Raw genomic sequence first — 22,232 nt, forward strand, 5'->3', positions numbered from 1 at the left:
CTAACCGCCCACAGCCGCGAGGTATTCGCTGTAGAACAGTGCCAAGCCGACGGCCGACGCGATCGCGGCGAGCAACCAGAACCTGATGATGACCGTCGTCTCGGCCCAACCGGCCAACTCGAAGTGGTGATGGAACGGGGCCATTCGGAACACGCGTCTCCGACTCGACCGGAACACTGCGACCTGGATGACGACCGACGCTGCTTCGGCGACGAACAACGCGCCGATGACCACCATGATCAGTTCGGTCTTGGTGACCACGGACAGTCCTGCGATCAGACCGCCCAGAGCGAGGGATCCGGTATCGCCCATGAAGATCTTGGCGGGCGCGGCGTTCCACCACAGGAAACCGATGCACGCACCGGCCGCCGACGCGCACACCAGGGCCAGGTCGAGAGGGTCGCGTACGTCGTAGCAACCCGGCGCAGGACCGGCCGGTCCTGCACACGCCTGCCGGTACTGCCAGAAGGTGATGACGGTGTACGCCCCGAGGACCAATGTCATGGACCCGGCAGCCAGGCCGTCGAGGCCGTCGGTGAGATTGACCGAATTGGACCACGCGATCACCAGCAGACAGACGAAGAACACGAAAACAGCAGCCGACATCGACCACGTTGCGATGTCGCGCACATACGACAGTTGAGTGCTGCCCGGAGTCAATCCGTCGTCGCTGCGAAATTGCAGGACCAGGATGGCGAACAGCACCGCCGCGGTGATCTGGCCGACGTATTTGCCGGTGGCGTTCAGACCGAGGTTCCGCTGCTTACGAATCTTGATGAAGTCGTCGAGAAAGCCGACGAGGCCGAGCACGGTGGTCAGGCCGAGTACGAGTAGAGCCGAGGCCGACGGCCCCTCGGCGTCGTATCCGATGCCGATCAGGTGCGAGCCCCAGTAGCCCGCCCAGATCCCGACCAGGATCGCCACGCCGCCCATGGTGGGAGTACCGCGCTTGGACTGATGGCTCGCCGGGCCCTCGACCCGGATCTCCTGGCCGAAGCCCTGTTTCGAGAAGGTCTTGATGAGCACCGGAGTCAGCAGAATTGCGACTGCAAGTGCGATCCCTCCGGCGAACAGGATCTGTCTCACTGCTCGCCCTCCGACGAATCGGCCAACAGGGCGTCGGCCGACGGTTCGGCCAACAGGGCGTCGGCCGACGGTTCGGCCAACAAGGCCTCGGCAACGGTCCACATCGCGCCCGACTGCGAGGCCTTGACCAGAACGATGTCGCCGGCGCGAACCTCGTCCTCGAGCACGGCGATGGCTGTCTCGCGGTCGGGTACGAGCATCGATTCCTCGCCCCAGGACCCTTCCATGACGGCACCCTGATGCAGCGCACGTGTGGGCCGACCCGAATCGACGATGATCAACCGATCGACGTCCAGGCGGACGGCGAGCCGACCGATCGCATCGTGCTCCACCACCGATTCGCCGCCGAGCTCGGCCATCTCCCCCAGCACCGCCCAACTGCGCCGCTTGGGCCCGTCGTCTCGCCGCGACATCGACACCAGCGCCTTGAGGGCGGCCCGCATCGAATCGGGATTCGCGTTGTACGAGTCGTTGATGACGGTGACGCCGTCCGCGCGGGTGCGTACATCCATCCGACGGATCGAGGTGGGTACCGCGGTCGAGAGCGCTTCGGCAACCTGGGCCACGCCGGCCCCGCACTCGAGCGCGACGGCCGCGGCAGCCAGGGCGTTGCCCACCTGATGTTCACCGTGCACCGCCAGGGTGATGTGCGCCGTGCCTGCCGCACACACGAGCGTGAACGACGCCCGCGCATCGGTGTCGACCACGACGTCGACAGCCCGGACGTCGGCGTCCGCGTTGAGTCCGACGGTGACGACGGCCGCCTTCGTGCGTGTCGCCATCTCGGCGACCAGACGATCGTCGATGTTGAGGATCGCCACGCCGCCGTCCGCAGCAGCGGGCAGTGCCTCGACCAGTTCACCCTTGGCCAGCGCAATGGCGGCACGTGAACCGAACTCGCCCAGGTGCGCGGTTCCGACGTTGAGGACCACCCCGATCCGCGGCGGCGCAAGCCTGGCGAGCTCGGCGATGTGACCGATTCCCCGGGCGGACAGCTCGAGGGCGAGGAAGTCGGTGTCGGCGTCGGCCCGCAGAGCAGTCCATGGATGCCCGAGTTCGTTGTTGAACGATCCGGGTGGGGCCACCACGGATCCGAGCGGACGCAGCACCGCCGAGATGAGATCCTTCGTCGACGTCTTGCCCGACGATCCCGTCACGCCCACCACGGTCAGGTCGTGGTGCGCGGTCAGTTCGAGCACCGATTCCCGGGCCAACGCACCGAGCGCGGTCAGCACCGCAGCGCCGGCCCCCTCCGGGTCGTGCTCGAGTGCCATCGCACGGCTCGAGTGCGGCGCCGGCCGAACGACGACAGCCGGGACGCCCACCGGACGCGCCGCGAGAACGACAGCAGCGCCTGCGGCCACGGCGTCGGCCGCGTGCTCGTGGCCGTCCACCTTGGCACCGGGCAGGGCGAGAAAGACACTGCCGGGTGTGACCTTGCGTGAGTCGAACTCCACCGGCCCGGCGACCAGCACCGTCGGGTCCGCTACGTCGTGCAGTTCGCCGCCGACGATCTCGGCGATGCGAGCGATCGAGAGCGGTATCACCGTGCGCCTGCGCTCGTGGTGACCAGTCGTGCATCTATGGCCGATGCGAGTACCACTCGGTCGTCGAACGGATACTTCACCCCCGCCACCTCCTGGCCCGTCTCGTGTCCTTTACCTGCGATCAACACAACGTCCCCCTCACGTGCCCACGCCACGGCTTGTTCTATCGCCGCTGCGCGGCCTTCGACATTTCGTACTTCGCCACGAGCGTCGTCGGGCACCGACAGTGCACCGTCTTCGACGGCATGCCGTATCGCTGCCGGATCCTCACTGCGCGGATTGTCGTCGGTCACCACGAGCAGGTCGGCACCGCGCGCTCCGGCCGCGCCCATCAGAGGGCGCTTGGCGGTGTCTCGATCCCCGCCGGCACCCAACACGACGGCGATACGTCCACGGGACGACTCTCGCAGAGTCGCCAGCACCGCTTCGACCGCAGCGGGCTTGTGGGCGTAGTCGACCACCGCGAGGAAGTCCTGGCCACGATCGATTCGTTGCACTCGACCGGGCACGTCGACGGTCGCGATTCCGGGCGCCGCCGTCGCGGCATCCACGCCTGCCGCTTCGCAGGTCGCGAGCGCGAGCACGGCGTTGGCGACGTTGTAGCGACCCGGCAGACGCACCGACACCGGCAACGACGTTCCATTCGGATCGGCAACGGTGAACGACTGCGTTCCGTCGTCGTGCTTGGCCCACTCGGAGACGGTCCACTGCGAGTCGGCACCGGTGGACACCGTGACGACCGTGGATCCTGCCGACCGGGCGATATCGGCCATCCGCACTCCCCAGGCATCGTCGACGCACACGACAGCTGTGTCTGCCCGGACCGGCGAATCGACCCCGAACAGCCGGCTCTTGGCCAGAAAGTAGTCCTCGAGCGAGTCGTGGAAGTCGAGATGATCCTGGGACAGGTTGGTGAACGCGCCGACCGCGAAGTCGGTGCCGTCGACTCGGCCGAGGGACAACGCATGGGAGGACACTTCCATCACCACGGTGTCGACTCCGGCCTCGACCATGACGGCGAAGAGCGCATGCAACTGCGGAGCCTCGGGGGTGGTGAGAGCGCTCGGTACGTGCCGGCCCACTACGCGGGTCTCGATCGTGCCGATCAGTCCGCAGCGGCGGCCGGCGGTTGTCAGGCCGGCCTCCACGAGGTACGCGGTCGTCGTCTTGCCCGACGTGCCGGTGATTCCGACGACCGTCATCTTCGACGACGGATTGCCGTACACGAGAGCGGACACGGTTCCGAGCACCTGGCGTGGTCGGTCGTGCACGAGGACGGGAACCTGGCGATCGGCGGTGGCGAGGACGCCGCGGACGATGTCGGCACCGGATGGGTCGGTGAAGACCGCCGCTGCACCCCGCTCGATCGCGTCGGCGGTGAACTCGGCTCCGTGCCGAGCGGATCCGGGTAGCGCGGCGAAGAGATCGCCGGGACGAACGGACTGCGCTCGCAGATCGATTCCGGTGACCTGCACTCCGTCGAGGTGTCCCCACTCGATCGTTGCACCGACAGCGGACGCCACGTCGGATACGTCGGTGTGCGGCGGATTCGCCGGCCGAGACCCCGGAGCGGGTTGTGAATCCGATGACACAGTCACTCCTGCTCCCTTCCTCTGTACTTCCACCGCACACTGCGTCAGCTCGAACACGCTGCGGTGGCTGATCGACGAACACGCCTCGAGCCGATGTGTCAGATTACCGGCGACCGTGATCGGCATGCTGCCGCCCCGATTCCCGGACCGACAGATTCGAGCCTCAGTCGGCCTGAAGAACCAACTTGGGGCCCGGGTCTGCGGACATCGGAACACTGTCGCGCTGCAACAGCCAGCTGGCGATGTTGTGGAACAGCGGTGCGGCCGACTGCCCTCCCGAGCCGTCGGCACTGCGGGACGGCGCGTCCAGCATGATCCCGATCACGTAGCGAGGATCGTCGGCCGGAGCGATACCCGCGAACGTGATCCAGTACTTCGAGTTCGAGTAGCACTTGCACTCGGGATCGACCTGCTGGGCCGTGCCGGTCTTACCACTGATCTGGTAGCCCTCGACACCAGCGGCGACTCCGGTACCGCGCTGATTTCCGTTGTCGTCCTGGGTGACCGACCGGAACATGTTGCGGACCGTCTTCGCGGTATCGGGACTGACCACGTACACCCCGTCGGGTCGCGGTGTCTCGGTTCGTTCGCCGTTGGCGTCCACCGTTGCCGCGACGATCCGAGGCGGGATGCGCACACCGTCGTTGGCGATCGCCTGGTACATCCCGGTCATCTGCAGGAGCGTCATCGACAGACCCTGCCCGATCGGCAGGTTGGCGAAGGTACCGCCCGACCACTGATCGCGGCTGGGCACGCTGCCTGCGCTCTCATTGGGGAGGCCGACGTCGCTGCGCTGGCCCAGGCCGAACTTGTTCAGCATGTCGGCATACCGATCCTCGCCGACACGTTGGGCCAGCATCAGAGTCCCCACGTTGGAGGACTTACCGAACACTCCGGTGGAGGTGTACGGCGCAACTCCGTGTTCCCAGGCGTCCCGGACCGAGACACCGGACATGAAGATGTTGCCCGGTACCTGCAGCACCTCGTCGGGTGTGGTGAGCCCGTACTCGATAGCGGCTGCAGCAGTGATGATCTTGTTGACCGAACCGGGCTCGAACGGCGTCGTGACGGGCAGATTGCCCATCTCCTTGGTCCGTTCGTTGTTTCCGACGCCGATTCCGGGGTTGAACGTGTTGTCGTTCGACATGGCCAGCACTTCGCCGGTGTGCGAATCCTGAACGTAGGCAGACGCATTCTTGGCCCCGGACAGATCTTTCGCCAGCTGCACCTGCTGCTGTACGTAGTACTGCAGGTCCGCGTCGATGGTCAGTTCCACGTTCGAGCCGTTGACCGCGGGCTGCTTGTCGCGCCAGCTGCCGGGAATGACGGCCCCGTCGGAGCCGCGATCGTAGGTCTGCGATCCGTCGGTACCGGCGAGCGTGGCGTCGAGCGAATCCTCGAGCCCGAGCAGGCCGTGTCCGTCCCACCCGGTGGCCCCGACGATGTTCGCGGCGAGCGAGCCACCCGGGTACTCGCGGATGTCCTGACGTTCGAGCCCGACCTGCTTGAATTCCTTGCTGATGTTCGACGCCACGGTGGCGTCCACACCCCGTGCCAGATAGGTGAATTCGTCGTTGCTCTTCAGTTTCGCGAGCAGATCCTTCTTGCTGACGACGTCACCGAGATCGCTGTGGATCCGCTCGGCGATGTCGTCGAGGTACTTGTCGGTTTCCGGCTTCGTCGGATCCTTCGCGCGTGCCTCGTCGAGTTCTCTACGAACCCGGACCGGCTGGAACGTCAGCGCTTTCGCTTCCATGGTGAAAGCGATCGGGTTTCCGTTGCGATCGAGGATCGAGCCGCGCATCGCCGGATCGACGAGGGTGGTGGTGCGCTGCGAGGCGGACTCGGCCGACAGTGTCGGCGCATCGAATCCTTGAATCCACAGCAACTGTGCCGCGACGACCGCCAAGGCCACGTACATCAAGATGCGGCCCGTACCGTGCCGAAAACGAAATGTGGACGAGTCCAAACGCTTTCGTCCCGGCCGCGCTCGATCTGCGGGCCGGGGACGTGACGCAGGCGACGGCCTGGTCACTGCTCGTCACCGGAGGATTCGCCGGGGGCGGGAGCCGAGGGGGTGCTCATGGGAACCAATTGTTCAGCAAGCGCGGCAGTTCCGGCACCATTGGGCGCACTCGGCGTGGCGGCACGGGTGTCACCTGTGCCCGTCGGCCCGGTGGGCTGCGACGCACTTCTCGGAGTCTGCGACTGCGCCGACTGTTGTGCGGGATTCTGTGTCGACGCACTCGGAACCGAGCCCTCCCCCGAGCCGGTGGCGGGAGGCGGATCGAGGGGTGCAACCGGCGCACCGTCGGCGGGAGCGGGCGTGCCGACGACCTGCACACCGCCCTCGGGGGCTACGACGAGGCGGGCGGGGTTCTTGGCGGGGACCATTCCGATCGCGGCGGCTTTGCGCGCGAGCTCGGGCGCAGATTCCGCGAGCTCGACGTCACGCTGCAAGGAGGCACGCTGTTGTGCGAGCTCGGCGTTGACGGCCTTGGCGGCACTGAGGTCGTAGGAGTCCCCCGCCGAGCGCGTCGTCAACAACAACGTCAAGCCGAGCCCGAGGGCAAGCAGACCGATGACCAAGGCTACGAACGGGATTCGAGCCGCAATGGCGCTGCCGTTGAGCGTCGGGCGAAGTGAGGCCGCCGAACCGCGAGCAGAATCCGACGTATGTATCGAGGCACGCTGCTGCCTGCGCTCGTAGGCGCGCAATGCGGCTCCGGACCGACCACCGCGGCCGGCCCGCTCGGGTCGAGTAGCCGGAACCCGATGGCGTTGTGTTCCAACAGTTGTGCCTGGAACCGTCATTCCACTCTCCTTGCAATCCGTTCGGCGGCGCGCAACCTCACCGGGGCCGAGCGTGGGTTGACTTCGATTTCCTCGTCCGAGGCGCGTTCCGCACCTCTGGTCAACAGCCGAAATTCCGGACCCATCCCGGGAAGTTCGACCGGCAACCCCTCGGGACTTCGAGACTTGATCCGAGGGGCCAACTCCTGCTTGACAACTCGATCTTCGAGCGACTGATACGACATGAAGACGACGCGGCCGCCGACGGCCAAGGCGTCGAGTCCGGCCGGCACCGCAGCTTTGAGCGAATCGAGCTCCCCGTTGACCTCGATACGCAGCGCCTGGAAAGTTCGCTTTGCCGGATGCCCACCGGTGCGGCGAGTCGCGGCCGGTATTGCGGCATACAGCAATTCGACCAACGGGCCGCTCGTGGTGAACGGCGTGTGCTCCCGTCGCCGCAGAATTGCGGACGCGATCTTGCCTGCGAACCGCTCTTCTCCGTAGGTGCTGAGCACGCGAGCGATATCGCCGTGCGAGTACGTATTGAGCACGTCGGCTGCCGTGATGCCCTGCGTCGGATTCATCCGCATGTCCAGCGGTGCATCGACGGAATACGCGAAGCCGCGGTCCGACTCGTCCAGCTGCATCGACGACACTCCGAGGTCGAACAGGATGGCGTGAACGGAATAGGTCGCGGGAAGCCCGGCCTCGTCGAGGGCGGCGGCGATGCCCTCGTATGTGGTGTGCACCAAAGTCGTTCGATCCGAGAACGGGGCCAGTCTGGCACCCGCCTTGTCGAGCGCGTCAGGATCGCGATCGAGTCCGATGAGGTGCAGACCGGGATACTTTCGTAGAAAGTGTTCGGCGTGACCGCCGAGTCCGAGCGTGGCGTCGATCATGACGCGAGTCGTGTCGGGGTCGTCCGCCGATTCCACTGCGGGCCCGAGAAGCTCGTCGGCACGCTCGAGTCGAACGGGGACGTGGATCGGGCCGCCGGAGCGACGGTGAGTGCGGTCGGCGGACGCGTCGTTCTCGTCCGGCCCGGCTCCCTCCGTCATGGTCCCTCCCGGTTGCGTATACGTACTTCTCGCCCGGGTCCGGGCCCTGCGGGTCGTCCATTGCGGCCGGTGCGAATGCTTCGAGGTCCCTGTCCGATAGGGAACCTGGCGTTGGGGAAGAACGTCAGGGTCCTGATCTGCGAAACCTGGCGTTGGGGAAGAACGTCAGGGTTCTGATCGGGCAGAGGCCTCGCTGCACTCGCAGACGGCCTCGGTGGTCTACAAGATCCCTCCGAGGGATTCGTCGAACGCGTCGGAGAAATCTTGCTCGTTCTCGGCGGAGTAGCGGGCCCAGGCTTCGTCGTTCCAGATCTCGATGAAGTCCATCGATCCGATCACCACGCAGTTGCGTTCGAGTCCCGCATACCGACGATGCTCGGGACTGATGGTGATACGGCCCTGTCCGTCCGGCCGCTGTTCGTCGGTTCCCGAAAAGAACTGGCGCACATAGGCACGGGCTTTGGGGTTGGCACGAGAGGCCGCCGTCAACTTTCGAGAACGCTCTGCGAAGTCTGCCGCGGTGTAGACAGCAAGGCTGAAATCCTGCCCCTTGCTCACCATGACACCTCCCGCAAGCGCGTCCCGAAACTTGGCCGGCAACGTGAGTCGACCCTTGTCGTCGAGCTTCGGCGTGTAGGTACCGAGAAACACTCGCCACCTCCAGCCTCGACTCTCCGCTGCGGACCACTTTACCCCACTCTCCCCCACTTCGAACCATTCACAGCCCGAAAACTTTGTGGACAACCACATATCCGCAGCTCAGGCGCAAGAAGATTGCCCGTTCAGGTTGCCGCGTTCGACGTCGGCCCTGATCTGGCCGACGCAATCCCCCGGGGCGCGCGGCGTCGCGAGCAGGCATTTTGTGCGACAACCCGCCTGACAAGCGCAGCTGGACCCTCGAAGTGGGGTCCGAGTGGGGAGAAGTGGGGGCGATTGCCGGCTGTGGGGGGAAGTGGGGAGTTCACCCCGGAACCACCGCCCCGGAACCACCGCACGGAAACGATCGCCCCGCGTCGTCGCTGGGGCGGACTTGATCGGGCACGCCGCGCGACAGGGGCCACGGAAGGCTCGCCGTATCGAAGAGCCGTGGAACGACAGCAGCACCTCACCCGAGGGTGAGGTGCTGCTGTCGAATCGGTGAAGTTGTGGTGGGTGACCGTCAGGCCCAGGGAGATCCGGACGGCGGAGTCAGATCACTCCTGATCGAACCGCTTACGAAAACGGTCTTCCATTCGAGAGGTGAAGCTGCCGCCCTTGCGGCCACCACTCGATTTCGGCTGAGCACTACGACCTTGCGTGCCGGCTCGGTCGCTTGCGCTACCTTCTTCGCCGGTCGCGGCAGCTCCCTTCTTGGAGCCGCCGAACAAGAACAGTGCCCCGGCACCGAACATGAAGAGAAAGCCGATGAGGCTGACGACGAGAAAACCCAGACTGTTCGTCGACAGTGCTACACCGGCGACGAGCAACACGAGTCCCACGACGAACAACGCGGCAGCCTGAAAACGCCTCTTGCTCGACGCCGCGCGAACGCGACCGCCCCTCACATGGGACGCGAATTTGGGATCCTCGGCGTAGAGAGCGCTCTCGATTTGATCGAGCATGCGCTGCTCGTGCTCGGAGAGTGGCACGGTACCTCCCCCTGCACAGATAATGAGAGTCGTTTCGGTTCAGAAGCGACGGGAAGCTGACCTTGGCGGCTACCTACTGACGATGATACGAGCTGAATCGGCCGCTTACCACCTACTCGCACTATGTGTTCCTGAGAAACGACCAAGTTTTCGAGACGGACGTCTCGGAAACACTTGTCGAACACCGTGTGACGTGGCCGTTCACGTCCGTTCGGACTCGAGGAATCGACGCGGCGGGCTATGCGGACAGCGGTGCCGCTATCGGATCGACGGGCTGGAACCTCGACTGACCGCCCAACCGGTCCTCGACCGCGTTCAGAAAACGACTGACGTGTCGATAGAAGTCGTCGGCGTCGACGTCTCCGACAGCGGACGAGGCACCCGCCTCGACTGCCGCGCGGGTTGCGGAGAAGGACGAGAAGTACTCGGACCAGATCGCCAGATCCGGCGCAGCCTTCGCCATCAGAACCCAGGCGTTGCGTGAACGTGGCCGCGAGCCGATCGAATTGGGCAGCGATGCCAGGACTGCGGCAGCACCCTTGAGTGCGGCGATGTAGCTTCCGAGGAAGCGGTCCCCCGCATCGCGCTCACCGATGGATTCGGACAGCAACGCATCGGCTCGACCGAGCAGGACCTGCGCCTGACGCGACACCGGCGACCGCACGCCGACATCGAATGTCTTCGTCATCGTCATACTCGAACACCTCCAGTTCGAATCTCCGGGCGCGCTACCGACACGCCTGGAACCGTGATGAAGCCTTACAGTCGAACTCCGGGAGAATCCGCCTCGTTCGTCGAGGTGATCCACCGGCGCGCTCGGCCCCGATCATCGAACACCCGTTCGACACATTCAATATAGCTGTGCCCACCGACAAGTTGCCGAAGAAAGGGTGAGAACCGTCGTCACCGATGCGCAGACAACCCCCTACGTGGTCGATCTGACGCCCCAGGAATTCCGTCGGCGCTTGTTCGAAGCTCTGGCGATCTACGTCGAGGCCATGGGATATCCCCGCGGAACCGAGCACAGCCGCGCACCGATGTGGACGGAGCATCTGCACCGGCCGGGCTGGCGAGCGGTGGGAGCCATGGTGCCCAATCCCGACAAGACGCAGCCGGACACGCTGGTCGCCGTTGCGTACGGGTATCACGGCGCGCACCATCAGTGGTGGCATCAGCAGGTCCGCGACGGATTGCGCCGCGCCGGACACTCGACACAGCACGTCGACGCCACCCTCGGCGACTACTTCGAACTGACCGAATTGCACGTACTACCGAGCGCGCAAGGACACGGACTCGGCGGGCGTCTCTGTCGCAGGCTGCTCGACGGTGTTCGAGCGCACTCTGTGATGTTGTCCACACCCGAGGTCGCGCAGGAGGACAACCGCGCCTGGCGGTTGTATCGACGGCTCGGCTTCGAGGACGTACTGCGGCACTTCACGTTCGCCGGCGACCGGCGCCCCTTCGCGGTGCTGGGCCGCCGGTTGCCGCTCGACGGGCCCGTAGCCTGAAGGTGTGATCGATGCTGTGGTGGTGGGCTCCGGCCACAATGCCCTGACTTCTGCCTGCTACCTGACCGATGCCGGAATGTCGGTGGAGATCGTCGAACGCGACACCGTCGCGGGCGGTGCGGTGTCGACGGTGGAGCGCTTCCCCGGCCATCGAGTCGACCGCGGCTCGTCCGCGCACATCATGATCAGGCACACCGGGATCGTCGAAGAGCTCGGACTCGAGGAGTTCGGGCTGCGCTACATCGACTGCGATCCGTGGGCATTCGCCCCGGGCGACGTCGACACCGCCGAACGCGCCATCGTCTTCCATCGCAGCCTCGATCGAACGTGCGAGTCCATCGCTGCCGCCTGCGGGCCCGCCGATGCGCGCGCCTACCGTTCCTTCGTCTCGGTGTGGGGTCCGCGCAGCGAACGCACCATGCGCGCATTCGGTGGGCCGCCCACCGGGTCCAAACTGCTCCGATCCTTCTGGGGACTCGGTGCGCCCGACGGCGGCAGCGCGCTCTCGCGCGAGTTTCTTGCCACCGGCGATTCCCTGCTGGACGAAATGTTCACGAGCGAGCGACTCAAGGCTGCGCTGGCATGGTTCGGAGCGCAGTCCGGCCCGCCGATGTCCGAGCCCGGCACCGCCCCGATGGTCGGGTTCGCGGCTCTGATGCACACGCTCCCACCGGGCCGCGCCGTCGGCGGTAGCGGCGCACTGACCGAGGCGATGATCGCCCGGCTGCACCGGGACGGGGCAGCGCTGACGCTCGGCGATGCCGCCGTATCGCTGACGCGTCGCGCGCATGGCTGGACGACGAGGACCGCGTCGGGACGGGAGATCGACAGCACGGTCGTCGTGGCCGGGTGTCACATCCTGACCACGCTCGACCTGCTGGCGGAGGGCGGACACGACGCGGCGCAGCTGGCCCGGTGGCGCTCCACCATTCGGGTGGGTCCGGGGATCGGTACCGCGGTTCGGTTGGCCACCGACGCGCTGCCGCAGTACCCGAGCGCCGACTGCATCGAGGACGGTACCCACGGTCTCGCGCTGCTCGTCCGCGACCGCGCGCAATTGCGGTTGGCTCACGGGCACGCTCTCGCCGGGGAGCTGCCGCCGAAACCCGCTGTTCTCGGCATGTCGTTCAGCGCCCTCGATCCGACGATCGCGCCGCCGGGTCAGCATCAGATCTCCCTGTGGTCGCAGTGGCATCCGCACACTCTCGCCGATGGCCGCCGGTGGCGCTCGAACGTACCGGGGCAACGTTCTTTGGCCGAGGTCGAGGGTGATCGAATCGTCGCCGAGCTCGATCGCTACGCCCCTGGATTCGCCGCGTCGGTCCTCGATCGGTACGTACAGTCGCCGCCGGACATCGAGCAGGAACTCGGACTGATCGGAGGCAACATCATGCACCTGGACATGTCACTGGACCAGATGATGATGTGGCGTCCTCATCCCCAACTGGCCGGCCACCGCGTTCCCGGAGCAGACGGTCTCTATCTCACCGGCGCGTCGACTCACCCGGGAGGCGGCGTCACAGCGGCCAGCGGCCGTTCGGCGGCGAGAATCGCACTCGCGGACGCACGCGCGGGGCGTCGTCGCGCATTCTTCAGCAGGAGACGAGCATGAAGATTGCCCCGACGGTCTTCGCGATCGGTGCCGTCGCAGCCCAGATCTGCTACCCGCTCGTATCGGGTTCGACGCGGGACGCGGTGACCATCGCGGTGGTCGCGCTACTCGCGCTGGCGTCGATCGCGCACGCCGTGCTGTACCGCGGAAAGCTGTGGGCGGCGGCTCTCGTGATCCTGACTGCAGGAACGGGATTCGTGTCAGAACTCGTCGGCACGGCCACCGGATTTCCCTTCGGCGAGTACTTCTACGCGCAGAATCGACTCGGACCCAGCCTGTTCGAGGTCCCCGTGGTGGTTCCACTCGCCTGGACGGCGGGGTTCTATCCGATCTGGTGCGCGGTCACGTTCATCGTCGGCCATCTCGGTGCGACACGGCTCGGAGCGTCTGCATTCCGAATCGCCGCAGTCGCCGTCGGAATGGTGGGCTGGGACCTGTATCTCGATCCTCAGATGGTCACCGACGGCCAGTGGACCTGGACGTCCGGTGCCGTCGGACTGCCGGGTGTGTCGTCGATCCCGTTGACCAACTACGCGGGTTGGCTGTTGGTGGCGACATTGATGGCCGCAGTCATGGAAGCGGTGAACCGCGTGGTGGCCCCGCGCGCGTCCGACGACGTCGTTCCCATCGGGCTGTTCCTGTGGACGTGGCTGGGTTCGGCGCTCGCGCACGCGGTGTTCCTCGACGGCCCCGAACTACGATTCTCGGCCGTCTACGGATTCGTCGTCATGGGTAGTGTCGGAATCCCGTTGCTGTGGATCGCACGTCGCCGCGGATCTCTACGTAGCCGACACGCACCGATGGCAACCCCTGCCGACTGACACCGACGCGACGCCCTGGCACGATGTCGCTGTGCAGTCGACATCACGAACATCCGCTCGAACCCGCCGACGCCGAGTTCTCTCGGTGCTCGCCCTGACGCTGCTGGTCGCGCCGATGCTGGCCGGCTGCTTGCGGGTCCAGGTCACGATGGGTGTGTCGGCCAACGACCGGGTGGCGGGTCAGATCGTCGCGGCGACGGTCCCCACCTCCGACACCGACACCGGCCCCGAACTCGTGGTGCCCTCCTCGATCGAGGACAAGGTCCGCGTCGAGCCGTACAACCAGGACGGGTACGTCGGGTCGCAGGCCATCTTCGACGACCTCTCGTTCGGTGATGTTCAGACACTCGGTTCGATCTTCCAGAACGCGGCCGGATCGTTTCAGCTGACCCTGCAGCGTTCGGGCGACACCGTGACGCTCGCCGGTAACGCCGACCTGTCGTCGGTACCGGTCCAGGGGTCCGACGTGCAGTTCACTATTGCATTTCCCGCCCGTATCGGGACCACCAACGGCACTCGCGAGAGCGACAACTCGATCTCGTGGAAGCTGCCGGCAGGCGAAGTCACCTCGGTGCGTGCTGAGGTCAACTACCCGGACCCCAACACTCGTAGCTTCGCCGGCTGGGCGGGCATCGTGGGCGGCGTGACCGTCGGAGTGGCCGCTATCGTCGGTGCCATGGCCTGGGTGTCGCGGAACCCACCGTTGGGCAACCGTCGTAAGCGCGCTGCCGAGACGGGCGAGTCGAACGACCGAACGTCGGTGTGATCGCCCCCATCTCGTCCCGCACGACAGATCTCGCCGAATGACGGTCCTGACCCGGGCGACTCGGGCGACTGCCGTTCTCGCCTCCACCTCCGCTGCCGTCGCGGTGTTCAATGCGCTGTTCGTGCCGGGTTTGCGTCGACCGAGCCGTGACGTCACCGAACGGGTCGCAGTGTGCATCCCCGCGCGCAACGAAGTCGACACGCTGCCTGCGTTGATCGGCGATCTCACGCGTCAACGATTCTGCACCGACCTGCAGGTCGTCGTCCTCGACGACGATTCGACCGACGGAACGGCAGCCGCTGCCGTCACCGCGGCGAACGGCGATCCGCGATTCCGCGTCGTGACCTCCCACGCGTCGCCGCCGCCCGGATGGACGGGTAAAGCCGCCGCGTGCGCCGAACTGGCCGACTCGGTCGACGTGGATACGACGATCGTCATGTTCGTCGACGCGGATGTCCGGCTCGAACCCGAGGCCGTCGCCGCCGCGGCGAGGAGGTTGCGCCGCCGCGGCGACGCTCTGATGTGCCCCTGGCCCGAGCAGGTGGCGGGTGGTCTCGCCGAACGCCTCGTTCAACCGCTGCTCGCGTGGTCGTGGATGTCGACGCTGCCCGTGCCGGTCGGCAATGCGACGCTGCTGCCGTCGATGGCCGTCGCCTGTGGGCAGTTCATGGCGTTCGATGCCGCCGCGTATCGCGTCGTCGGCGGCCACAGCTGCGTCGCGTCGAGTGCCACCGAGGATCTGGACATCGCGCGTGTCCTGCGTCGACGCGGGTTCTCGACGTCGGTTGCCTCCGGTGCCGGGTTCGTACGGTGCCGGATGTACCGCTCGGCCGCCGATGTTCGGGCGGGTTACAGCCGGTGGCTGTGGAACGAGTTCGGTGGGCCCGTCGGTTCGGCCACGGCTGCCCTTGCGCTGAGTACGGTCTACCTGTTGCCGCCGGTCGCGGCGGTCTTCGGTTCCGGTTCGACGCGGCGACTGGGTGTCGTCGGTTACCTCGCCGGGACCATCTCGCGCGTGGCATCTCGTCGGCGCGAGTCGGGACCCCGATTCGGCGCTCGCGACGTCGTCGACGCCGCGGTGCACCCGCTGTCGATTCTCGCCTTCGTGGGGCTCGTTGCGGAATCCCACGTGCGACGACGCCGCGGCGCGCTGAGCTGGAAGTCGCGTCCGATGCCGACGTCGTAACGCCGATCGCAAGTCAGACGCGCGCGGCTGCCAGCCCCAGGTTGCTCAGGACCTCACGTGTCGCGCGCGCGAAATTCAACGTGATGAAGTGCAGCCCGGGCGCACCTTCCGCGATGAGCCGCTCGCCGATGTTCGTGGCGAGCTCGATACCCACCTCTCGAACCGCGGCCTTGTCTTCCTCGGCTCCGGATCCTGCTGCGCGAGTGAGCTTCTCGTCCAGATGCGACGGCAATGTCGTGCCCGAGAGCTCGAGCATCCGGCGCACCGAACGCAGCGAGGTGATGGGCATGATCTCGGGGATGATCGGCTTGGCACCCTGCTCGGGGTCGTATGCGCTGACGCGATCACGCAGCCGCAGGTAGTCGTCCACGTCGAAGAACATCTGCGTGATCGAATACTCCGCTCCCGCACGCAGCTTACCGACGAGGCACCTGGTGTCCTGCTCGAGATCGTCGGCGCGGTGATGGCCTTCCGGGAACGACGCCACTCCGACGTGAAAGTCGCCCAGTTCGCGGACCATACGCACCAGCTCTTCCGCGTACTCGACTCCCTCGGGATGCTTCTCCCACTCGCCGAGTGGATCTCCCGGGGGGTCACCGCGAAGAACGAGGATGTTGGTGATGCCGCGGTCGGCGTACGACCCGACCATCGAGCGCAACTCGGCGACACTGTGCGACACGGCAGTGAGATGCGCCACTGGCAGCAGAGTCGTCTCCTCGGCGATCTGACCGGTGACGCGCACCGTTCGATCGCGGGTGGAACCACCTGCGCCGTACGTCATCGACACGAACGCGGGCTGGAGTTGCTCGAACTCTCGCACTGCTCGCCACAACCTGGCCTCGGCAGCCTCGTCGCGCGGGGGCGAGAACTCCACCGAGAACGGGATCCTCGCTTCGGGTTCGGTCCGCAATCGGTCGACGATCGACGGCGTCCTCGTCACGAATCCTCGGCTCGACCGCCCCCTGACGGAATCTTCGCTCACCCGAAGATCATAGGTTGCGCTGCGCCGCCGGCCCGCTGGGCATCCCCCGACGGCGTAGTTCGCTGCTCGTCGGTGCCGGGTTCGGGTGCCTATTACTGTGGGACTGTAACGCGTCTTTCCCACGAAGACCTTGGAGGATCGTCCTGTCCGGAGACCTGTCCGCGCCCACCAACTCTGTGTCCGTGAATGCGACGTCGCTACGGGATTCCGTCGATGCGAAGCTCGCGGAGTTCTTCGCCTCGCGTCGTGCGGTCGTCGACAGCGTCGGCGGTGGCTACCCGGCCGCAGTGGCCGACCTCGAGGCGTTCGTACTACGCGGCGGCAAGCGCATGCGCCCGGCATTCGCGTGGACCGCGTGGCTCGGCGCGGGCGGTGAGCCACGCGGGGACCGCGCCGACGCAGTACTGCGTGCGTGCTCGGCCCTCGAGTTGATCCAGGCCTGCGCATTGATCCACGACGACATCATCGACTCGTCCCGCACCCGCCGGGGCTTCCCGACCGTGCATGTCGGCTTCGCTCAGCGACATCGCGATGCGGGGTGGTCGGGCTCGGCGGATCACTTCGGGGTCTCCGCTGCCGTTCTCGTCGGCGACCTGGCGCTGTGCTGGGCCGACGACATGCTGCGCGAGTCGGGTATCGACACGGACGCGGCGCGGCGGGCGCAGCCCGTGTGGTCCGCGATGCGTACCGAGGTGCTCGGCGGTCAACTCCTCGACATCGAGGCCGAAGCCGGGACCGACGAGAGCGTCGCGGCAGCCATGCGCGTCAACCGGTACAAGACCGCCGCCTACACGGTCGAACGCCCGCTGCACCTCGGGGCCGTTCTTGCCGGGGCCGGCGAACCGCTGACTGCGGCGTACCGCAGCTTCGGTGCCGACATCGGCATTGCCTTCCAGCTGCGCGACGACCTGCTCGGCGTGTTCGGCGACCCGGAGATCACCGGCAAACCGTCGGGTGACGACATCACAGAGGGCAAGCGCACGGTGCTCATCGCCGTCGCCTTGCAGCAAGCGGATGCGAGCCGTCCCGATCACGCGGCGAAGATTCGAGCCAGTCTCGGTACCGAGCTCAGCGAGAGCGAGGTCGCCGACATCCGATCGATACTCACCGAACTGGGCGCCGTCGACGCCGTCGAACGGCAGATCGACGAACTGGGCACCCGGGCCGTTGCCGCGCTGGACGACAGTTCCATCGATCCGATCGCCGCCGAACACCTTCGTGCCATGGCCACCGCCGCCATCCAACGGCAGTACTGAAAGAGAGCGTCATGTCTACGATCCGAACCGTTCCCGGCCGCACCGACTCGGTCGTCGTCGTGGGAGCTGGATTGGCCGGCCTGGCCGCGGGGCTCCACCTACTGGGCGCAGGCAAGAAGGTCACGATCGTCGAGCGCGACGACACCGTAGGCGGCCGCGTGGGGGTGTATCCGGTGACCGACTCCGACGGAACGCATCTCTACGACATCGACAACGGTGCGAGCGTACTCACGATGCCGAACCTGGTGCTCGAAGCGTTGGCCGCCGTGGGTGCCGACTTCGAGTCCACGACGCCGCCGATCCGGCTGACGTCCCTGTCGCCGTCGTACCACACGCGGTACGCCGACGGCACGTCCATCGACGTCTACTCGGACCCGGAGGCAATGGCCGCCGAGGTCGAGCGGACCTGCGGTACGGCCGAGGCGCAGGGCTACCGCGATCTCCGGCGCTGGCTCGCCGACATCTTCGATGCCGAATTCGACCGCTTCATCGACTCGAACTTCGATTCGCCGCTGGACCTCGTGGGATCCAAGGCCGCGATCACCGATACCGCAACGCTGACGAAGCTGGGCGGCTTCGGTCGCCTCGGGCCACGGGTCGATCGTTTCCTGAAGGACACCCGTCTGCGCCGAGTGTTCACGTTCCAGGCCCTCTACGCCGGCATGGCACCGCAGAAGGCGCTGGCCGTCTACGGTGCGATCGCACACATGGACACCTCCCTCGGGGTGTTCTTCCCCGAGGGAGGCATGGCGGCTATCGGCCGGGCCATGGCCGACGCGTTCGTGACGGCGGGCGGCACGCTCGAACTGGGCACCGACATCGTCGACATCACCGTCGACCGCGGCCGTGCCGATGCCGCCCTCACTGCCGATGGACGTCGAATCGCTTGCGACGCATTGATTCTCACTGCCGACTTGCCCGTCGTCGATCGCCTGCTCGATCGCGCCTCGGTGTCGAAGAAAGGCAGGCGCAACGGGTACGGCGTCGTGTCGCCGTCCGCCGTCGTGGCCCACGGAACGGTTCCGGTCGAACTCACGGCGTCGTGGCCTGCGCGGGCGCACCACACCATCGACTTCGGCGACGAATGGGCCGAGACCTTCCGCCGGATCACCGCCCGCTCCGGCAAAGGATCTCTGATGGCCGATCCGTCTCTGCTGATCACGCGGCCGTCGGTGAGCGATTCGGGCCTCGAGGTCGTGCGCGACGGGGTCCGCAGCGAGCCGGTCTCGATCCTTGCCCCGTGCCCCAACCTCGACAGCGCTCCCCTCGCCTGGGCCGAACTGGCTCAGCCGTACCTCCGAGAGATTCTGGCGACGCTGGAGAGCCGCGGATACACCGGACTCGCCGACGCTTTCGTGCTCGATCACATCGACACACCGCAGACGTGGGCGGACAAAGGCATGTTGTCGGGCTCGCCGTTCTCGTCCGCGCACGTCTTCCGGCAGACCGGGCCGTTCCGGAGAAAGAACATGGTCGCCGGCCTCGACAACGTGGTTCTCGCCGGCTCCGGAACCACTCCCGGTGTGGGCGTGCCGACCGTCTTGGTCTCGGGCAAGCTGGCGGCAGAACGAGTGACAGGGCCGCGAGGGCGGTAGGTTCGTCCGATCGACTGCGTCGACCAACTAAGCTGAGCGCGATCGTTTGCCGGTCGCGATCTTTGCTGCGACCATGATCCTTCGGCCGACAGCGAGAACGCGTCGGCGCGGAGCCACATCTCGACACACACGACTCGCAGCAGAGGAGGAGCAGGCGGCAATGTCTTCGGTTTCGTCGCACTCCACCTCCGAGGGGCGCTCGTCGGACGGGTCTGCACCGGTGCCTGCGCGGCATCCGTCGAGACTGACGACCACCGGAAACTTCCTGCGAAGTCCCGAGGGCAAAGCAGCGATCCTCGGGGTTCTCGGTGCGGTCTGCATCATGTTCGGTGGATTCGGCGCGGGCAGCGTGCGCCGTCGTGACCCTCTGCTCGAAGAGATGCATCTGTCGTGGCTGCGATTCGGCCACGGCTTCGTGCTGTCGACCGTCATCGTCTGGGCCGGTGTGCTGTTGATGATCACCGCCTGGGTCAGGCTCGGCCGAGCCACGCTGCACGGCCGCACCACGGTGGGCGAGCTCCGGTGGATCGTGCCCGCATGGACGGCACCGCTGCTGCTGTCGGTGCCGATGTTCAGCCGCGACGCCTATTCGTACCTCGCTCAAGGTGCGTTGCTACGGGACGGCTTCGACCCGTATGCCGTTGGGCCCGTTGCCAATCCGGGAATCCTGCTCGACAACGTCAGCAACGTGTGGACCACGACCACTGCCCCGTACGGGCCCCTGTTCCTGCTCCTCGGTCGCGGCATCACGAGCCTGACCGGCGACAATGTGATCGCCGGAACCATGCTGCTTCGCCTGACCATGCTCCCCGGGCTCGCTCTGATGATGTGGGCCGTCCCGCGACTGGCCACCCATCTGGGCGGGCGCGCCACGACGGCGGTGTGGCTCGCCGTGCTCAATCCCCTGGTGCTGATCCACCTCATCGGCGGAGTGCACAACGAGTTGCTCATGGTCGGCCTGATGACCGCGGGCATCGTGCTCGCGCTCGAGCGTCGCCACGTGGCCGGCATCGCGCTGGTGGCGATCGCTGTGGCCATCAAGGCAACTGCCGGTCTCGCTCTGCCGTTCCTGGTGTGGATCTGGATGCTGCACCTCCGAGACAAGGCGCGCGAGGAAGGCCGCACACCGCCTGCACCGATTCTGGCGTTCACGAAGACCGCGGGCATCGGAGCGGCCGTCTTCGTCGCGGTGTTCGCCGTCGCGTCTGTGATCGCCGGAGTCGGCATCGGCTGGCTCACGGCGTTGTCCGGCTCGGCGAAGATCATCAACTGGCTGTCGCTGCCGACGATCCTCGCGCATCTGGTGACCGTCAGCACCTCGTGGTTCCTCGATCTGCGTCTCGGACCGGTTCTCGACGTCACCCGGTTGCTGTGCGCGATCGCCTTGGTGGTCATCCTGGCCGGGGCGTGGTGGTTGGGCCGCCGATCCGAACGGGACGCGGTCAAGGGCATCCTGATCGCTCTCGTCGCCACTGTCGTTCTCTCCCCCGCCGCGCTGCCCTGGTACTACTCGTGGCCGTTGGCGATCGCGGCCGGATTTGCGTTGTCCCGCCGAACGCTGATGGTTCTCACCGGACTGTCGACCTGGCTGATGCTGGTGTTCCAACCCGACGGATCCATCGGCCTGTACACGTTCGTGCACGTGGCCCTCGCAGTTTTCGCTGCAGTCGTTGCCGCGCTGGCGCTGACCCGAGTCGACCCGTTGCGTTTGCGATCGGACCGCTCCCGGGAACACCGTGCCGTACCCAACGCCCCCAAGACCGCGCCCGTCTCCACCGAAGACGACGCCACACCGTGAGGTCCCGCGCCATGAGTGCCCGCGTATCGAGAGAACTGACCGACATCGATCCTGCTCTGCACGAGGCGTATCGCATCTGCCGCGAACTGAACGCCCAGCACGGCAAGACCTATTTTCTGGCAACCAGGCTGTTGCCCGTCGACAAGCGCGCAGCCGTGCACGCTCTGTACGGTTTCGCTCGGATGGTCGACGACATCGTCGACCTCGAAGGCACCGACATCGCGGTCGGTTCGGACGAACTGAACGCTCGCAGAATCGTCGAACTCGATATCATCGAATCCCGGGTGCGCGACGCCTTGGCCGGAAAACCTCTGTCCGACAGCACATCCGATCAGGTGTTGAGCGCATTGTGCGACACGGTCGCTCGGTACGAGATTCCCCACGATTACTTCTTCGCGTTCATGCATTCGATGCGCATGGACATCCCGGGCAGCGCGATGTTCGTCTCGCGGTACCGAACGATGGAGCAGTTGAACGAGTACATGTACGGATCGGCCGCAGTCATCGGACTGCAGATGTTGCCGATCCTCGGAACGGTGGTGCCGCGAGCCGAGGCCGAGCCCTCGGCTGCGGCGTTGGGCGAGGCGTTTCAGCTGACCAACTTCATCCGCGACATGGGTGAGGACCTCGACCGCGACCGCATCTATCTCCCGACCGACGAACTGGCGGCCTTCGGGGTCGACGAGGATCTGTTGCGGTGGTGCCGGACCACCGGCTCGGTCGATGCCAGAGTCACCCGCGCCCTCGCCCACTCGATCGCCGTCACCCGGTCGATCTACCGGACATCGGACGCCGGGATCGACATGTTGGATCCGCGAGTGCGTCCGTCCATGCGAACGGCGTCCATTCTGTACGGCCGCATTCTCGACGAGGTCGAGGCGCAGGGCTACCGGGTGCTCTCCCAGCGCGCGACCGTGCCGCAGTGGACTCGCGCACGCGTCGCGCTACCGCAGTTCGCCGTCACCGGCTGGAAGCGCGCCACGGTCCGCTGACGACCGCTGTTC

19 protein-coding genes are annotated in these 22,232 nt (G+C 66.3%); 9 read left to right on the forward strand and 10 right to left on the reverse strand.

Annotated features, from left to right (window positions below; translation table 11 throughout):
* The 9 genes from mraY to CH262_RS15385 all read right to left on the reverse strand — a co-directional run bounded on the left by mraY (window position 1) and on the right by CH262_RS15385 (window position 10,392).
* A complete protein-coding gene (mraY, locus tag CH262_RS15345; protein WP_032374350.1) occupies window positions 1-1,086 on the reverse strand; it encodes a phospho-N-acetylmuramoyl-pentapeptide-transferase in 1,086 nt (361 codons plus the stop codon).
* Window positions 1,083-2,633: a UDP-N-acetylmuramoyl-tripeptide--D-alanyl-D-alanine ligase gene (locus tag CH262_RS15350; protein WP_032386949.1), complete on the reverse strand. Its 1,551-nt coding sequence runs from the start codon at window positions 2,631-2,633 to the stop codon at window positions 1,083-1,085. The genes mraY and CH262_RS15350 overlap by 4 nt, the downstream gene beginning before the upstream one ends.
* A complete protein-coding gene (locus CH262_RS15355; RefSeq protein ID WP_032386975.1) occupies window positions 2,630-4,231 on the reverse strand; it encodes a UDP-N-acetylmuramoyl-L-alanyl-D-glutamate--2,6-diaminopimelate ligase in 1,602 nt (533 codons plus the stop codon). The genes CH262_RS15350 and CH262_RS15355 overlap by 4 nt, the downstream gene beginning before the upstream one ends.
* A 157-nt stretch (window positions 4,232-4,388) precedes the next feature.
* Window positions 4,389-6,260 carry a peptidoglycan D,D-transpeptidase FtsI family protein gene (locus CH262_RS15360; RefSeq protein ID WP_027497349.1) on the reverse strand — a complete coding sequence of 624 codons (1,872 nt, stop codon included), beginning with the start codon at window positions 6,258-6,260 and terminating at the stop codon, window positions 4,389-4,391.
* Complete coding sequence (locus CH262_RS15365) at window positions 6,257-7,039, reverse strand: hypothetical protein (RefSeq protein WP_256988815.1); 783 nt, start codon at window positions 7,037-7,039, stop codon at window positions 6,257-6,259. Before CH262_RS15365 ends, CH262_RS15360 begins: the two co-directional genes overlap by 4 nt.
* Entirely contained in the window at window positions 7,036-8,076 is a 1,041-nt protein-coding gene (rsmH, locus tag CH262_RS15370; protein ID WP_032386951.1) for a 16S rRNA (cytosine(1402)-N(4))-methyltransferase RsmH, read from the reverse strand. The genes CH262_RS15365 and rsmH overlap by 4 nt, the downstream gene beginning before the upstream one ends.
* Before the next feature lie 219 nt (window positions 8,077-8,295).
* Entirely contained in the window at window positions 8,296-8,727 is a 432-nt protein-coding gene (gene mraZ, locus CH262_RS15375) for a division/cell wall cluster transcriptional repressor MraZ (RefSeq protein WP_027497352.1), read from the reverse strand.
* A 542-nt stretch (window positions 8,728-9,269) separates the two neighbouring features.
* Window positions 9,270-9,704 carry a DUF3040 domain-containing protein gene (locus CH262_RS15380; protein ID WP_027497353.1) on the reverse strand — a complete coding sequence of 145 codons (435 nt, stop codon included), beginning with the start codon at window positions 9,702-9,704 and terminating at the stop codon, window positions 9,270-9,272.
* Window positions 9,705-9,942: 238 nt separating this feature from the next.
* Window positions 9,943-10,392, reverse strand: a complete 450-nt coding sequence (locus CH262_RS15385) for an SAV_6107 family HEPN domain-containing protein (protein ID WP_230591179.1) — start codon at window positions 10,390-10,392, stop codon at window positions 9,943-9,945.
* Window positions 10,393-10,594: 202 nt separating this feature from the next.
* Between CH262_RS15385 and CH262_RS15390 the strand changes: the two genes are divergently transcribed.
* Genes CH262_RS15390 through CH262_RS15410 form a run of 5 tightly spaced genes read left to right on the forward strand, consistent with a single transcriptional unit; the run spans window position 10,595 to window position 15,597 of the window.
* Window positions 10,595-11,212 (forward strand): GNAT family N-acetyltransferase, encoded by a 618-nt coding sequence (locus CH262_RS15390; protein WP_027497355.1) that lies wholly within the window; start codon window positions 10,595-10,597, stop codon window positions 11,210-11,212.
* 4 nt (window positions 11,213-11,216) lie between these two features.
* Window positions 11,217-12,824 (forward strand): phytoene desaturase family protein, encoded by a 1,608-nt coding sequence (locus CH262_RS15395; RefSeq protein WP_080732000.1) that lies wholly within the window; start codon window positions 11,217-11,219, stop codon window positions 12,822-12,824.
* Complete coding sequence (locus CH262_RS15400; RefSeq protein ID WP_032386952.1) at window positions 12,821-13,645, forward strand: carotenoid biosynthesis protein; 825 nt, start codon at window positions 12,821-12,823, stop codon at window positions 13,643-13,645. Before CH262_RS15395 ends, CH262_RS15400 begins: the two co-directional genes overlap by 4 nt.
* Before the next feature lie 31 nt (window positions 13,646-13,676).
* The gene (locus CH262_RS15405) at window positions 13,677-14,411 is read left to right on the forward strand and encodes an LppM family (lipo)protein (RefSeq protein WP_045841254.1); all 735 of its coding nucleotides are present in this window, start codon (window positions 13,677-13,679) and stop codon (window positions 14,409-14,411) included.
* A 37-nt stretch (window positions 14,412-14,448) separates the two neighbouring features.
* On the forward strand, window positions 14,449-15,597 hold the full coding sequence (locus tag CH262_RS15410) for a glycosyltransferase (protein ID WP_094717905.1): 1,149 nt from the start codon (window positions 14,449-14,451) through the stop codon (window positions 15,595-15,597).
* Between the two features lie 13 nt (window positions 15,598-15,610).
* Here CH262_RS15410 and metF read toward each other — a convergent pair whose 3' ends face one another.
* Entirely contained in the window at window positions 15,611-16,537 is a 927-nt protein-coding gene (gene metF / locus CH262_RS15415; protein WP_179275016.1) for a methylenetetrahydrofolate reductase [NAD(P)H], read from the reverse strand.
* 185 nt (window positions 16,538-16,722) lie between these two features.
* Between metF and CH262_RS15420 the strand changes: the two genes are divergently transcribed.
* The 4 genes from CH262_RS15420 (at window position 16,723) to CH262_RS15435 (ending at window position 22,220) form a co-directional block, all read left to right on the forward strand.
* On the forward strand, window positions 16,723-17,835 hold the full coding sequence (locus CH262_RS15420) for a polyprenyl synthetase family protein (protein WP_441344383.1): 1,113 nt from the start codon (window positions 16,723-16,725) through the stop codon (window positions 17,833-17,835).
* An 11-nt stretch (window positions 17,836-17,846) separates the two neighbouring features.
* The gene (gene crtI, locus CH262_RS15425) at window positions 17,847-19,430 is read left to right on the forward strand and encodes a phytoene desaturase family protein (RefSeq protein ID WP_179275017.1); all 1,584 of its coding nucleotides are present in this window, start codon (window positions 17,847-17,849) and stop codon (window positions 19,428-19,430) included.
* A gap of 160 nt (window positions 19,431-19,590) precedes the next feature.
* Window positions 19,591-21,228: an alpha-(1->6)-mannopyranosyltransferase A gene (locus CH262_RS15430; protein WP_032374357.1), complete on the forward strand. Its 1,638-nt coding sequence runs from the start codon at window positions 19,591-19,593 to the stop codon at window positions 21,226-21,228.
* A gap of 11 nt (window positions 21,229-21,239) precedes the next feature.
* The gene (locus CH262_RS15435; protein WP_032368109.1) at window positions 21,240-22,220 is read left to right on the forward strand and encodes a phytoene/squalene synthase family protein; all 981 of its coding nucleotides are present in this window, start codon (window positions 21,240-21,242) and stop codon (window positions 22,218-22,220) included.
* The last annotated feature ends 12 nt before the right edge of the window (window positions 22,221-22,232 follow it).

Origin of the sequence: Rhodococcus sp. 05-2255-1e (genome assembly GCF_002259025.1) — a bacterium.
Taxonomy (GTDB): Bacteria; Actinomycetota; Actinomycetes; order Mycobacteriales; family Mycobacteriaceae; genus Rhodococcoides; species Rhodococcoides fascians.